At 73.5% G+C, this 14,745-nt stretch carries 7 protein-coding genes and 1 pseudogene; 4 read left to right on the forward strand and 4 right to left on the reverse strand.

The window, feature by feature from the left end; translation table 11 throughout:
- Positions 1 to 20: 20 nt before the first annotated feature.
- Positions 21 to 3,413: a phosphodiester glycosidase family protein gene (locus HII36_RS31665; RefSeq protein ID WP_328807972.1), complete on the reverse strand. Its 3,393-nt coding sequence runs from the start codon at positions 3,411 to 3,413 to the stop codon at positions 21 to 23.
- Between the two features lie 105 nt (positions 3,414 to 3,518).
- Between HII36_RS31665 and HII36_RS31670 the strand changes: the two genes are divergently transcribed.
- From HII36_RS31670 to HII36_RS31685, 4 genes are all read left to right on the forward strand, one after another.
- Positions 3,519 to 4,712 (forward strand): cytochrome P450, encoded by a 1,194-nt coding sequence (locus HII36_RS31670; protein WP_407940837.1) that lies wholly within the window; start codon positions 3,519 to 3,521, stop codon positions 4,710 to 4,712.
- A gap of 82 nt (positions 4,713 to 4,794) precedes the next feature.
- Positions 4,795 to 5,715 (forward strand): LCP family protein, encoded by a 921-nt coding sequence (locus HII36_RS31675; protein WP_173526960.1) that lies wholly within the window; start codon positions 4,795 to 4,797, stop codon positions 5,713 to 5,715.
- 90 nt (positions 5,716 to 5,805) lie between these two features.
- Complete coding sequence (locus HII36_RS31680) at positions 5,806 to 6,486, forward strand: AMP-binding protein (RefSeq protein WP_173526961.1); 681 nt, start codon at positions 5,806 to 5,808, stop codon at positions 6,484 to 6,486.
- Positions 6,487 to 6,563: 77 nt separating this feature from the next.
- Positions 6,564 to 8,987: a LuxR C-terminal-related transcriptional regulator gene (locus HII36_RS31685; protein ID WP_173526962.1), complete on the forward strand. Its 2,424-nt coding sequence runs from the start codon at positions 6,564 to 6,566 to the stop codon at positions 8,985 to 8,987.
- 35 nt (positions 8,988 to 9,022) lie between these two features.
- On the opposite strand, the gene HII36_RS31690 is transcribed toward HII36_RS31685, so the two are convergent.
- The 3 genes and pseudogenes from HII36_RS31690 to HII36_RS31700 form a co-directional block, all read right to left on the reverse strand.
- Positions 9,023 to 12,094: an alkaline phosphatase family protein gene (locus HII36_RS31690; protein ID WP_328807973.1), complete on the reverse strand. Its 3,072-nt coding sequence runs from the start codon at positions 12,092 to 12,094 to the stop codon at positions 9,023 to 9,025.
- Entirely contained in the window at positions 12,013 to 13,146 is a 1,134-nt protein-coding gene (locus tag HII36_RS31695; protein WP_173526964.1) for a S1 family peptidase, read from the reverse strand. The genes HII36_RS31690 and HII36_RS31695 overlap by 82 nt, the downstream gene beginning before the upstream one ends.
- Positions 13,147 to 13,263: 117 nt before the next feature.
- Positions 13,264 to 14,745 (reverse strand): annotated as a pseudogene (locus HII36_RS31700) (hypothetical protein); the annotation flags it as partial.

The following is a 14,745-nucleotide window of genomic DNA, read 5'->3' on the forward strand; positions in this document are numbered from 1 at the left end:
TCGGGTGTGCGGCCGCGCCGTCAGGCGGCGGCCTTGGCGGCCAGGGCGATCTCGGCCTGGCGGGTCACGCCGCTGACCGTCACCGCCACCGTCACCCGGCCGGCACGCAGCGCCGTCAGCACCCCGGTCGCGGGGTCGAGCACGGCGACGTGCCAGGGCTTGACGCCGGCGTGGCCGCCGACGTGCAGGTTCGGCGAGCTCGACCACTTCACCGACACCGGGTACGCGGCGGGCACCGCCCGCGTGCCCTGGGCCACGGTCGCGGTGACCGTGGCCGGCGTGCCGACGGTCACGGTGGCGGGCGCGGTGAGCGTCAGCTCGTCCAGGTGCGGCCGGACCTGGGTGGCGATCCAGTCCGGCGCGTCGGCGAACCAGTTGCGCCGCACGTGCGCCGCCTCCTGCGGGGTGACCGGGTCGACGCCCCACAGCGACCAGCCGGTGAACCCGCCGTCCTCGGGCGCGGTGGCCGGGTTCTTGCCGGAGTTGCCGTTGATGAAGTACGGCACCGCGTCCACCCGGGAGGCGTGGAAGGTGCCGACGTGCGCGCCGATGTAGGCGGCGCCCTTGCCGGTGGTGCGCTGGAAGTCGGCCAGCCAGCCTTCGACCAGCGCGGCCTCCTTGCGGTCGCCGAGCTGGCTGCCCTTGCCCGGCGTGGGGTCGCGCGGCGGCACGTGGAACAGCACCGCGACCGAGCCGATCGCGTCGTCCTTGGCGGCGGAGTCCAGGGCCGAGCGCAGCAGGGCGACCTGGTCGTAGCCGCCGCCGCGCAGGTTCAGCCTGGAGGTGTCCAGCGTGACGAAGCGGGTGCCGTTGTGGTCGAACGTCCGGTACGTGTCGCCGAAGACCGCGCGGAAGTTGTCGATCTTGCCGCCCATCACCTCGTGGTTGCCCGGGATGTAGTGGTACTTCACCTCACCGCCGAGCTCCTCGTCCAGGATCCGCTTGGCCAGCGCGAAGTCCTCCGGCGAGGCCTCGTCCACCAGGTCGCCGTTGATCAGCAGGAAGTCCGGCTTGGCGGCCTTGATCTCCTGGAGCGTGCGGCGGGCGTTGCGGACGATGTCGCTGTCCGGCTGCCTGGCCACGAACTGGGCGTCCGACATGACGGCGAACCGCCACGGCATCCCGGCCACCTCGGCCCGCACCACCGGGTCGGCGACCTCGGGCGCGGGCGGGGCGGTGATCGACGGCGGCACCTTGGCGACGAGCCCGTCGATGAGGATCTCGTTGGTGTACTTGGTGTCGGAGCGCGTCTCGGCCACGTAGAAGCGCCGCAGCCGCAGCGGGTAGTTCACCCCGGGCGGCACGGTGAACTCGACGAACTTCCAGCCCGTCCAGGTCAGGTACGGCCCGCGCAGGATCTGCGACTGGCCGAGCGCGTCGTAGAACTCCAGGCTGGGCCACTCGCCCTTGCCGGTGGAGTGGATCCACAGCCCGAACGCCTGCGGCTGGCCGTCCACGACGAGCTGCTGCGGCGGGCTCGCGTAGGCGGCGCGGGTGGCGGTGGAGGTGGTGAAGTCGTAGGCGAGCTTCAGCCCGCCGCCGCTCTGCCCGGGCGCGGCCGACAGCGAGCCGGTGGCGCGGGCGGCGGCGAAGGTCCACTTGGCGGCGTCCTCGAAGTCGGCCACCGGCTTGTCCTCGAACCCGACCGTCACCGGCACGACCGTGCTGATCCGGCCGACGCGGGCGGTGATGAGCCCGGACCCGGTGGCCTGCTTGGCCTTGACGGTGAAGTAGCCGTGCTCGGCCGCGGTCACCTCGAACAGGTTCTCGTCGTAGTCGAGGCTGAGGTCGGCGGGCTCGATGGGCGCGGAGTTGCCGTTGCGGTCGTAGCCGACCACGCCGAACGTGGCCACGCCGTCGGCGCCCTTCAGCCCGACCCGGTCGGTGGTCGCGCCGAGCCGCTTGAGCGGCTGGAGCACGGTCAGCTCCAGCGTGCCCTTGGCGCCGCCGCGCGAGGCGGTGACGGTGGTGGTGCCGGGCACCAGCGCGTGGAACCTGCCGTCGCGCACGACGCCGTGCACGGCCGGGTTGGCCCGCCAGAACGGCGTGCCCGCGGCCGGGCCGTACGTCTCGTCGTACCCGGCGGCGCTCAGCCGGCGCGTGAGTCCGGGGAAGACGCGCTCGGGGCTGCCGCCGGCGACCGGGCCGACGCCGGGCGCCTTGGCCGGGTCGGAGGCGGTCTCCAGCCAGAAGCCCTTGAGCTTGCCGCTGCCCTCGGGCGCGTACAGGGCCAGGCCGTTGGGCACGTGCCGCTCGCCGCCGTCGGACGGGCTGTTCTCCACCCGCACCTCGGCGGCGCCGGGCTCGCGGGCGAGCATGGTGGACGAGCCGCCGCCGTCGAGGTTGAGCGCGTCGGCCGCGCCCAGCTCGACCATCATCGCGGCCAGTTCGTTCAGCGTGACGCCGCGGCTGTCGGCCTGGCGGCCGTCCACGGTGAGCAGGTACATCTTCCTGCCGTCTGCGGAGAAGCCGACCGCGGTGCGCGGGTGCGCGGCCGGGTCGCCGGAGTTCTGCACGACGCCGTCCTTGACCAGGACGTGGTTGCCGCCCACGGCCGCCTTGACGGTGCTGCCGTCGGAGGACTTCGGCTGGTACCTGACGTCCACGCGGTCGCCGGGCTTGAGCGCGGCCAGCGCGGCGGCCCCGGCGTCCCTGCCGAGCAGGATCGTGGTGCCGGCCGGGATCGGGCCGGTGCCCGCCGCCTGCTCGACCTTGGTGACCACGCCGTCGGTCAGCGTCACCTCGGTGACGGACGCGGCTCCGGCCACGGCGCGGGCCCGGGTGTAGGAGCCCCACAGCGGCGTGAACAGGCCGACGCCGTTCGCCTGGATGATCTGGTTGAACTGGGTGAGCGTGACCGGCGCGCCGCCGGACGGGGTGGCGGTGCCCTCGAAGTACATCTGGAGCACCTTGCCGACGCCGTCGCCGGTGATCGCCACGGCCTTGTCGTGCCCGGCGACGGGCGACTGGACGAGCGCGCCGTCCTGGATGCCGATGCCCTGCGCGGCGCCGGAGTTGTTGATGTCGAAGAAGTCGCCGTTGACGGCGGCCACCGCGCGCGAGCGCTTGGCCGGCCCCGACAGCGGCTCGGTCTTGGTGACCTCGCCCGAGTAGACGTAGTCGGCCTTGGCGCTGCCGAGGTCGGCGGTGAGCGCGTCGGCCCGCAGCCAGCCGAGTGCGTCATAGGTGTCGAACGAGGTCAGCGAGATGCCCGGCGCGACGGGCCGGGTCCGCTTGGCCGTCTCGAGTCGCTGGCCCGCGGCGGTGGTCCGGGCGAGCAGCGTGGCGGGCGGCGGGTAGGACGACGCCTGGGGCGCGTCCTCTGCCGGGGGTGCGGGATCGGCCTGCGCGGCGGGGACGGCGGTGACGCCTAACGCCAGCACCGCGGCGGCCAGAAAACGGAGGGTCTGCACGACCGAACTCAATCGCCCATGGATATAAGTTTCAAGGCTTACGGGTGAACTAAAAGAAAATTTCAGATCTTGTCCCGGATTCGCCGGGCTTGCACGATGGGACGCGTGGATGCAGAGGCGCTCTACCGTGATCCGTATCCCGTCTACGCCCAGGCCCGCGACGCCCCGGGGCTGACGTTCGTCCCCGAGCTGGCCGCCTGGCTGGTGTCCAGGCACGCCGACGTGCGTGACGTGCTGAGCAGGCCCGCCGACTTCTCCTCCCGGGGCGCGCTCAGGCCGGACCTGATTCCGGGTCCGGCCGCGATCGCCGCGCTGGCCGAGGCGCCGGGCAACGGCGCGGCGGTGGTGCTGGGCGCCGACGGTGAGACGCACCAGCGCCTGCGCAAGCCGCTCACCCGCGGCCTGTCGCCGGCCAGGGTGAGCGCCGCGCTGCCGTTCGTCGCCGCCACCGCCCGCGAGCTGCTCGACGCCTTCACGCCCGCCGGACGCGTCGAGTGGATGTCCGCCTACGCCAGGCCGCTGCCCGCCGCGGTGATCGGCCACCTGCTCGGGCTCGACCCGGCGGAGGTGCCCGGCGCGATCGCGGCCGGCAACCGGGCCGAGGACCTGGCGTTCACCCCGATGACCGAACAGGAGCAGGTGGCGGCGGCACGCGAGGTGGCGGCGCTGCGGCGCCGGCTCGACGAGCTGGCCGCAGGCTCGCGCGCCCAGGAGACCCTGACCGGCGAGCTGGCCCGCGCCCTGGCCCCGGGGCCGGGCGCGCCCACGCCGGGGCAGCGCGACGAGGTCGTGGCCAACACCCAGAACGTCATGCTGGCCGGTCACCTGACCACGACCGCGCTGCTCGGCTCGGTCGTCCACCACCTGCTGCGCGAGCGCGGCCAGTGGGAGCTGCTGTGCGCGCGGCCCGAGCTGATCCCGGCCGCGATCGAGGAGGCCAACCGGTTCGAGGCCCCGGTGCAGGGCTTCCGCCGCCTGGTCACCCGGCCGCTCACGCTGTCCGGCACCGAGCTGGCCGCCGGTGACACGGTGTTCGTCTCGTTCGCCTCGGCGGGCCGCGACGCGGCCGTGCACGAGCGGCCCGACGTCTTCGACATCACCCGCGAGCCGGTGCGCAACCTGTCGTTCGGGCACGGCGGGCACGGCTGCCCCGGCTCGAACCTGGCCAGGGAGCAGGTGCGCATCACGCTGGAGCTGCTGGTGAGCGAGCTGCCCGGGCTACGGCTGGCCGACCAGGACGTGGTCATGGCGGCCACCCTGATCCACCGGGCGCCGGAGTCGCTGCTGCTCACCTGGTGACAGAGCCGCCCATTGGTAGGAAACGGGCAAAATCCGGTGTGTCGTACAAGGGGTCTCGTGGGGGCCTGCCTACGGTCCCCGTATGCGTACCGCCAGAGCCGTCTGGGCGGGCTGGTCGGCCCGCAGGAAGAGCGTCGTCGCGATCGCCGTGGCGATGCTGGTCCTGGCCGCGTCCGCGGCCGTCGCCGGGTACCGCCTGGTCGCCTCCTACGAGTCGGGCGTGCGGCGCATCCCGAACGCCCTGCCGACCGCGAACCGCCCGCCGGCGCCCGCCGAGCAGGGGGTGGAGCACTGGCTGGTGGTCGGCTCCGACCGGCGCGCCGACGGCCCGACCACCGGCCGGGCGGCGCACACCCAGCAGTGGCGCTACGGCGCGCAGAACGCCGACACGATGATGCTGGTCAGGATCAAGCGCGCGAGCGGCGGCCAGAGCGAGGTCAGGCTGCTGTCGCTGCCGCGCGACGCCTGGGTGAGCATCCCCGGCCACGGCAAGGGGAAGATCAACTGGTCGCTCAGCGTGGGCGGCCCCGCCACCATGGTCCAGACCGTCGAACGGCTGACCAGGGTCAGGATCGACCACTTCGCGATCGTCGACTTCACCGGCTTCGTCTCGGTGGTGGACTCCCTGGGCGGCGTCGAGGTGGGCGGCCGGACCCTCGACGGCGAGCAGGCGCTGGCCTTCGTCCGCGAGCGCTACGGCCTGGCCGGCGGCGACCTCGACCGCATCCGCAACCAGCAGCGGTTCGTGCAGGCCGTACTCGGCAAGGCCCGCGGCCTGCTGACCGACCCGATCGAGCTGCACGAGGTGATCAGGACGGTGACCAGATCGGTCAGCGTGGACGACAGCGTCGACCTGGTCGCGCTGGCCAGGACCCTGGCCGGCGTGGACCCGGCCGGGGTGCGGTTCCAGACCGCGCCGGTCAGGTCCACCGGCTGGCGGGGACGGCACTGGATGCTGCTGCTCGACCGCGGGAAGGTGCGCGCCCTGGTCGCCGCCCCGTGACCGGCGGACGCGGATGATCTAGGGATTACACACCCACCTACACACTCCGGACCATGCCCCGCCCGTGCCCGTCTTCCTAGCGTGGGCGGCATGACAGGTTGGACCCAGGCGATACTCGCCACGGCGGCGGCGCTCGGCCCTCGTGCGGCGGTCACCGAGGCCGCGGGCGGCGCCTCGCTGAGCTACGGCGAGCTCGCGCGCACGGTCCGGCAGGCCGCGCGCGGGCTGCGCAAGCGCGGGCTGCGCCCCGGCGATCCCGTCGCCGTGCTGATGCGCGGCGGCTGCCACTACCCGGTCGCCGTGCACGCGGTGGCCGCCGCCGGCGGGACCGTGGTCTCACCGGCCGATCCCGCCGGTCTGGCCGGCCTCGGCGCCCGCATCATGATCACCGATCTGCCCGGCGCCGACGCGCTGGCCCAGGAGGTCGACATCCGGCAGGTCTACTCCTTCGCCGACCTGCCCGGCGTGGCCTCCTTCCACGGCCTGCTCGGCGCCGGCGGCCCGCCGGAGCCCGCGCCGCCGGCCCGCGCGCCCACCGGCGCGCCGGCGAGCAGGACGGTCGCCGGGGTGCGTGTCTCGTCCGGCGACGTGGTCCTGGTCACCGTGGCCGACCGGCGCGCCTACGATCCGGTGCTGGCCGCGGGGGCGCATCTGATCGCCGTGTGCGAGCCGTCGCCCGCCGGGCTGCGCGAGGCCGCGGCGAGATTCGGCGCGACGCTGGTCATCGACGCCGGGCCACGCGTGGACCGACCGTTCACGCCACATCCTTGAGGCAATCCCCTGACACCTCGTGCACGCGATGTCACACTGAGGTGCGTATCTGGGACCCTAGACCAGCAAGGATCAAGGTGACGCTGCTCAGGCACAACCTCCCTGCCGAGCCCAACAGGTTCGTCGGCCGCGACCGCGATCTGACGGAGTTGTGCGCGTTGATCGACGAGGTCAGGCTGCTGACGCTGAGCGGCGTCGGCGGCACCGGTAAGACCCGGTGCGCCCTGCGGATCGCCGCGCGCGTGGTCGAGTCGTTCCCCGACGGGGTCTGGATCGTCGAGTTGTCCAGGCTGACCCGTTCCGACCTGCTCGTTCACGAGATCACCACGGTGCTGGGGGTGCGCGAGGAAGGCGTGCGCCCGCTGCTCGACACGCTGCTCGACTTCGTCCGCGGCCGGCGGCTGCTGCTCGTGCTCGACAACTGCGAGCACCTGGTCGAGGCCTGCGCCCAACTGGCCGAGACCCTCCTGACCTGCTGCCCCGACCTGCGAATCCTGGTCACCAGCAGAGAGCCGCTGAAGATCGCCAGCGAGCTGGTCTGGCGCGTGCCCCCGCTCGCGCTGCCCGGCCCCGGCCAGGCGATCGAGCAGGCCGAGTCGGTCCAGCTCTTCCTGGAGCGGGCGCGTTCCGCCGGTTCCGGGCTGACCGTGACCACCGACAACGCCCGCGACATCGCCCGGCTGTGCCGCGACCTCGACGGGCTGCCGCTGGCGCTGGAGCTGGCCGCGGCCAGGACCGTGGCGATGTCACCCGGCCAGATCTCCGCCCGGGTCAAGGACAACTTCCGCGTGCTCAACGCCAGCGCGCGCACCGCGCCGGCCCGCCAGCGCACCCTGCTGGCCACCATGCAGTGGAGTCACGACCTGCTCTCCGCGCCGGAGCAGGTGCTCTTCCGCCGGCTGGCCGTCTTCAGCGGGCCGTTCACGCTCGACCTGGCCGAGTCCGTCTGCGCGGGCGCCGCCCTGCCCCGGGCCCAGGTGCTGGACGTGCTCACCGACCTGGTCGACAAGTCGCTCGTCCAGTTCGACCAGGACAGCTCGTGCTACCGGTTACTGGAGTCGGTGCGGCAGTTCGCCGCCGAGCTGCTGGAGTCGGCCGGTGAGCGCGAGCGCATGCGCGACCAGCTCCTGCACGGCCTGGCCGACCTGGCGCAGCGCCACGGCGCGGACGTCTGGATCTCCCCCGACCTGCCCTGGGCCACGCGCTACGCCAGGGTGCTGGTGCTGCGCGACCTCGCCGGCAACGCCCGCGAGGCGCTGACCTGGGCGGTCACCACCCGCCAGACGGCGCAGGCGCTCCGGCTGGCCTGCGGCTACTTCCCCCTCTGGTACGGCTTCGGAGAGTTCGCCGAGGGCCGCCACTGGTACCGGACCCTGGTGGACCTGCCCGGCGCCGACGCGGTGCCCGACCTGGTGGCCGAGGCCGTGGTCCACTACGCGAACCTGGCCTTCGAGCAGCAGGACTCCGCCGCGGCCGAGGAGTGGGTCCAGCGCGCCCTGGCCCTGCGCGACCGGCTCGGCTCCGGCTTCACCGCCTCGTACCTGCTGGTGGTGGCCGGCATGTACGTCGGCACCCGCGGCGACCTGGCCAAGGCGGCCGAGTACGCCGAAGAGTCGCTGGAGCTGGCCACCCGCATCGGCAGCCCGTGGGCCGAGGGCCTGGCCCGGCTGCTGCAGGCCGGCGTGGCCGCGTTCAACGGGCACAAGCGGGAGGTGCTGACCAGGGGCGACGAGGCGGTGGCCGCGTTCGTCAAGTTCGGGCACGCCTGGGGCGTGTCCAAGGCGCACCTGGAGCTGGGCCGCTTCGCCGACTTCCTGGGCGATCTCGACGCCGCCCGCCGCCACCTGGAGGAGTGCGCGAACACCGCCGAAGAGCTCGACACCGGCCCGATCCTGGCCACCAGCCTGGGCCTGCTCGCGCTCGTCCTGGCCAGGCAGGGCGAGAGCGAACCGGCCCGCGAGCGGGTGACGCGGTGCGTGGCGCTGAGCCGGTCGATGGGGCAGCACCTGCCGGTCGTCACGGCGCTGGCGGCGCTGGCCGTGCTCGCCGAGGACCACGACGACCTGGAGCCGGCCGTCCAGCTCTGGGCGGCGGCCAAGGCGCTGGAGGAGTCGACCGGGCTGCCGGTCTGGTCGTCCGCGTCGCCCGAGCCGCTGCTGGCCCGCGCCAGGGCGCTGGTCGGCGAGGGCAAGGTGAGCCTGTGGTGGAGCCTGGGCAGCGGCATGACGGCGGAGGAGGCCGTCCAGTACGGGCTCGACGGCGTGCGTCCGGCGCACAGCGCGCCGAAGCCGCCCTCGGGCCCGGGGGCGATACTCACGCCACGGGAGCGGGAGATCGTCGCGCTGATCAGCCGGGGCCTGTCGAACCGGGCGATCGGCGAGGAGTTGTTCATCAGCCCGGCGACGGCGGCGCGGCACGTGGCGAACATCCTGCTCAAGCTGAACTTCGGCTCGCGGGCGCAGGTCGCCGCCTGGGCCGCGGAACACAACATCACCCAGTGACCGGCCGCCCCGCCGTGGGGCGGCCGGTTCGGGGGTCACCCGATGGGCTCGGTGCCCAGGCGGACGTTGTCGATGGCCCAGAACCAGTTGTTGCCCGCGTCGAACATGCGGAACCGCAGCGTGATCGTCGTGGCTCCGGCGGGCACCGGGACCTCCTTGGCCACCAGCCGGTTCTTGGCGTCCGCGCCCTTGTTGTCGCTGCCGGTGGCCGAGCCGTCGTAGGTCAGCAGCACGCGTTCCTCGCCGGTGTCGAACACCGCCGTGACCGTGGCCCGCTGCGGGTTCTCCTGCCGGTAGTGGGAGTCGAAGCCGAGGTGCAGCACGCCGGTCCCGGCCGGGACGGGCACGGCGGGCGAGATCAGCGTCGAGTCGAACCTGCCCCGGCCCGAGGGGGCGCCCTTGTCGTCCCAGTCGTCGGGGTCGGCGACGGCCAGGATGCCCAGGCCGCGGGTGAAGTCGCCGCGTTCCTGGCCGCCGGTGGCCCACATGCGCTTGGTCATGAACGTCCAGCCCTGCAGGTCGCGGGTGCCCTGCGGCATGGCGGGGGCGTTGACGACGCGCCAGCCCGCCGGCGGCTCGGGCGTCCAGCCGACGAGCCCGGCGGCGGCGGGACGGTCGAGCGCCGGGCCGAGCCTCGGCTCCAGCGACTCGAAGTCCTCGCCCAGCAGGTAGCCGGTCAGCGGGAGGAACACCCGGGCGGACACCTCGCCCTCGGCCAGCACCAGCCGGTCGGCGGTGCGGCCGCGCACGACGGCCAGCACCCGGCGCGGCGTGGGGTCGGTGAGATCGGCGGGCGCGGTCAGCTCCCAGGTGGCCTGGACGCTCGCCCCCTCGGCCGCCGACTCCGGGGCGCGGTCCAGCTCCACGGCCGTCCAGCCCTCGGGGACGAGCAGCCGGGTCTCGATGCGTGAGACGTCGGCGGCCGCGGCGAGCGTGAGCGTCACCCTGGCCGGCCGGCCCGGGCGGACGCCGGGCTCGTCGATGGTGGCCGAGGCGGGGGCCAGCTTGAGCGTGGCGGTCAGCGCGTCGGGCAGGCCCATGGCCGGGTCGGTCACGCCCTGCGCGGGGCTCGGCGCCTTGCCGGCGTACCTGCGCAGGAAGAACGGGTCGTCGGAGACGCCGACGGCCAGGTCGTACCAGCCGTCGGCGGGGGCGTCGAGCCGGAACTTGCGCTTGGCCCGGCCCTGGACGCGCTCCTCGCGCACGCCGCCGCCGTAGGCCAGGTCGCCGCAGGAGACCGTGCGCCGGGCGTGGTCCAGGTTGCGGACCTCGACGTGCCGCTCGTCGTCGAAGGCGACCTCGACGCCGTCGTCCGCGCCGCCTCTGAAGTGCCACAGCGAGCCGTTGGGTCCGTGCACGCGCAGGTCGTAGCCGGCCGCGCCGAACCGCCAGGCGTCCTGGAGTCGCTTGCCCGGCTCGACGGTGTAGAAGCGGGGCGGCACGCCGGGCTCGGGGTAGACCTGGAAGACCGCGGCCAGCATGCCGGTGTTGGCGAACGTCAGCGTGACCGTCACCCCGGCCACGGCCGGGGTGACGGTCAGCGCGTACGGCAGCGGCCGCTGGGTGCGCACCCCGCGCTGCTGACGCGGGAACGACTGCGGGTTCGGCACGGTGGGCGAGGGCTTCTTCTCCGAATCGAGCACCTTCCGCCGGTTGCCGGAGGTGTCGGGCACCTGCGGCCAGACCGGGTCCTGGCCGGAGAAGTCGAACACCGACATCAGGTCGCCGGTGACGGCCCGGCGCCACGGGCTGATGTTCGGCTCGGCCACGCCGAAGCGGCGCTCCAGGAAGCGCAGCGTGGAGGTGTGGTCGTAGACGGTGGAGTCGACCACGCCGCCTCTGCTCCAGGGCGAGACCACGAGCATCGGCACGCGGACGCCGAGCCCCATCGTGTGCGGCCCGGAGATCACGCTCTCGCCGTCGGGCAGGGTGTCGGACCAGGCGCCGTTCACCTTGTAGCGGCCCTCGTGGCTGACCACCCGGAAGTACGTGCTGCTGCCCTTGGCCACGCGCATGACCAGCTCGCCGTCGGTGGTGACGGTGCTGGCGCCGCGGCCGGCGCCGGGCGGGGGCACCGGCGGCAGGCAGTGGTCGAAGAAGCCGCCGTGCTCGTCGTAGTTGAGAATGAACACGGTCTTGGCCCACACCTCGGGGTGGCGGGCGACGGCGTCCATGAGGCGGGCGGTCAGGTGCTCGCCGTCCGGCGGCGCCCAGCTCGCGTGCTCCGACAGCGCCTCGGGCGCGACGATCCACGACACCTGCGGCAGCCGGCCCGCCGCCACGTCGGCGGCGAACGCGGCCACCAGCGCGTCGCCCATGGCGTGGCCGTCGCCGCTGGTGCCGACCTTGGCCATGCCGCGGTCGTGCAGCGGCTCGCCCGGCCTGGCCTTCTGGTACGGCGCGAACCAGGCCAGCGCGTTGTCGTCGTAGTTGTCCTTGGCCTGGTAGGTCTTCCAGCTGATCCCGGCGGCCTGCAGCCGCTCGGGATAGGTGGTCCACTCGTAGTCGCCGGGGATGTAGCCGTTGTTGGTGACGGGCAGGTCGCGTACGGTGCCGCCGCTGGTGCCGGTCATGAAGTGGTCGCGGTTGGTGTTCGTGTTGCACTGCACCGACGCGTGATACTGGTCGCAGACGGTGAACAGGCTCGCCAGGGCGTGGTAGAACGGCATGTCGGCGGGCTCGTAGAAGCCCTGGCCGAGCCAGCCGCTGGAGCGCCTGGTCACGTAGCCGTCGCCGAGTCCCTCGTTCCACAGCGGGAGGGTGTCGACGTAGCCGAAGGCGGGCGCGCCCGAGCGGTAGGCCTTGGTGTGCGCGGCGTTCATGGAGAACGGCAGCGTGTAGCCCTCGGCCTTGGTGGGATCGGGCTGGTGGAAGATCGAGCGGCCGTTGACACCGCGCACGGCGGCCCGGTCGCCGAAGCCGCGCAGATAACCGCCAACTATTGAGCAAATAACGTAGCTCTTGCCTGGTGAGGGAACGCCCCTCCCCCGGGTTCCGGGGAAGGGGCGATCGAGGGAGAGGCCGCTCAGCCCGTACGGAGTGTCAGCCCGTACGCCGAGAGGATCTCGTTGACCGGCTGGTGGTAGGTCGTACCGCCGGTGCTGCAGTTGCCCGAGCCGCCGGAGGTCACGCCCTGGGCCTGGTTGCCGCTGATGAACGAGCCGCCGGAGTCACCCGGCTGCGCGCAGGCGCTGGTGCGGGTCAGGCCGGTGACCGTGCCCTGCGAGTAACGCACGGTGGCGTTGTGCTGCTGGATGGTGCCGCAGCGCCAGCCGGTGGTGGAGCCGGAGCGGCAGATCGACGCGCCGACCGAGGCCTGGGTCGAGCCGCGCACGGTCACGTTCGCGCCGCCGGAGCCGCGCACGTACGGCGTGGGGGTGTTGCCGGGGGCCGACACCCACGCGTAGTCGTTGCCGGGGAACGACGAGCCCGCGAAGGTGCCCGTCGGCTGCGTGGTCCTGGCGCCGGTGCGGCCGCAGTGGCCCGCGGTGACGAAGCCGGGAGTGGTGCCGCGGGTCACGGCGAAGCCGACGCTGCACCGGGACGAGCCGATGTAGTACGCCAGGCCGCCGATGATGTTGATGTACGGCTGGGGTGCCTCGGCGGTGACGCCGGTCCTGACGACGGCGCGGTCGACGCCGGCCGCGTTCGCCAGGGCGTCGGCGGCCTCCTGGCGTCCGGCCAGGATGACGACGCTGTTGGTCGCGACGTCCACGTACCACAGGGCCGCGCCGGCCTTGGCCCGCTCCGGCGCCCGGTCCAGCCGGGACATGACGTCGTTGAGCTGGGCGAGCGTCCTGGGGACGACGACCGGCCGCGCACCCTGGGCCTGGATGGCGGGCACGCTCGCCGGGTCGGTGGTCGCCACCATGAGGGCGGAGGCGTCGGGGGTCAGCCAGGCCCCGCCGAAGGCGGTGCCGAGCGAGGAACTGAGCGTCGCCTCGGCGGCGGCGGCGCGCTGCTCGTTGGCCAGGCGGGTGAGCACCTGCTGCTCGGTGAGCCCCAGATCGCGCTCGAGGGCGTCGACCACACCAGGCGGAATCGGGGTGGCGGCGGCGGCCTGAGGTGCCGGGTCGGCGGCGGCAGGCGCGACGGGGAAGGACAGGCAGGCGGCCACCAGAGCGACGCCCGCTGCCAGCACACAGCGTTTACTCGACATGTGCACTCCTTTGTGGGGGGTGCTGTCAAGTTAACGGCTGAGGCGGAGCCTGGCAGATATCAAAGAACCCTTATTTCGGAGTTATGAGTCGGCGTCCGAAACCAGGCTCCGCCGTCCCTAACATCGTCGTCCCAGGTGGGAGAGTGCGGTGTGGTAGGCGGGGTCGAGCCAGTAGTCGGAGTGCCAGCGCGCGGCGCCGAGCGGCCGGCCGGGACGGGGCGGGGGCGGGTCCCAGCAGAACCGGTCCACCGGGGGCCGCCCGTCGGGCGGGGACTTGGGCCCGAACGCGTCGGCGCAGCCGAACACCGGCCCGCCGATGGGGTCGCTGAGCCGGTACAGGTTCACCCAGTCGACGGTGTCACGCACGGCGGTCAGGGCGCGGGTGCCGAAGTAGGCGGGGAAGAAGGCGGCGTACAGGCGGCGCAACGGCGAGCCGTGGGTGAGCATGCCGATGCGCGCGGTCAGCGACGGGTCGAGCTGGAGCACCAGGGCGGCGGCGATGACGCTGCCCTGACTGTGTCCTGACAACACCACCCGCTCCCCCGGGTCGTCGGCGAGCCTGCGCACCCGGGCGATCAGCTCGGGGATGACGCGCTCGGTGTAGCAGGGCGGGGCGAGCGGGTGGATGGCGCGCGGCCAGAACGTGGAGACGTCCCAGAGGATGCCGATCGTCCTGCGCAGCCGGGAGTCGCTGTAGGCGCGGCGGCCGAGCAGGACCAGGCCGACCACCACCGCGGCCACCGCCCAGCCGCCGATCGTGGCCAGCATGCCCGCCACGCCTTCCTTCACCGAGCTGTCGGTGAAGCGGTAGATCGCGATGACGGCGGCGAGGCCGGCCAGCCCGACGCCGGTCAGCAGGCCGAGCGCGAGCCCGGCGCGGTCGGTGAGCGCGGCCAGCGCCCAGATCTCGGCCACCCGCTCGCTGCTGTCGCGGTAGTGCCCGGCGAGCTCGGACTCCAGCCGTTCGGCCGTGCGTCGCCTGATCAGCCAGAGGGCGCCGGCCACGCAGAGCGCGGCCAGCAGCAGGACGGGCACCAGGGCGGCGGCCCACCACAGCGGGTCCATGAGGTAGAGCCGGCGATCGGTCGGCCCGGGATTGGCCGGGGATTCGGGAACGCCGAAAAAGGCGGCCGTCCAGAACATCACGCCGAGCGACAACACGCTCGCCGCGGCCGCCGCGACCATCAGCACGAACCAGCTCGCCATGCCGCCCAGCGCCCGCCTGTCGATGGGGTCTACGGGCGCGTGCGGCCGGTCCATGCGGGCCAGGACGGCGGTGGCCACCAGCAGGAACACGGCCAGCGCGAGCAGGAGCACGAAGTGCGCCGACGCGGCGCCGCTGCCGGGCAGCCGGCGGGCGGGCGGCGCGGGCAGGCCGGCCAGCAGCGCGACCAGGATCGTGACGAGGAAGACCGCGAGCGCGGCCACCCGCAACACCTGACAGGCGAACGTCAGCCCGGGCGGATCGGCCCCAGGTGTCGTGTCGCCGGGCGACGTGTTGCCGGGCGATGTGTTGCCGGGCGATGTGTTGCCGGGGGGCGTGTTGTCGGCGGGCGTGTTGTCCGGAGGCGCGTTGCCGGCGGGCGGGGTGTCCGGGGG

Origin of the sequence: Nonomuraea antri (assembly GCF_013283785.1) — a bacterium.
In the GTDB taxonomy this organism is placed as follows: domain Bacteria; phylum Actinomycetota; class Actinomycetes; order Streptosporangiales; family Streptosporangiaceae; genus Nonomuraea; species Nonomuraea antri.

Excerpts from the sequence above, each read along its gene's own strand:
- HII36_RS31675 (WP_173526960.1), top strand. The coding sequence starts at position 4,795 with ATGCGTACCGCCAGAGCCGTCTGGGCGGGCTGGTCGGCCCGCAGGAAG.
- HII36_RS31695 (WP_173526964.1), bottom strand. The coding sequence starts at position 13,146 with ATGTCGAGTAAACGCTGTGTGCTGGCAGCGGGCGTCGCTCTGGTGGCC.
- HII36_RS31680 (WP_173526961.1), top strand. The coding sequence starts at position 5,806 with ATGACAGGTTGGACCCAGGCGATACTCGCCACGGCGGCGGCGCTCGGC.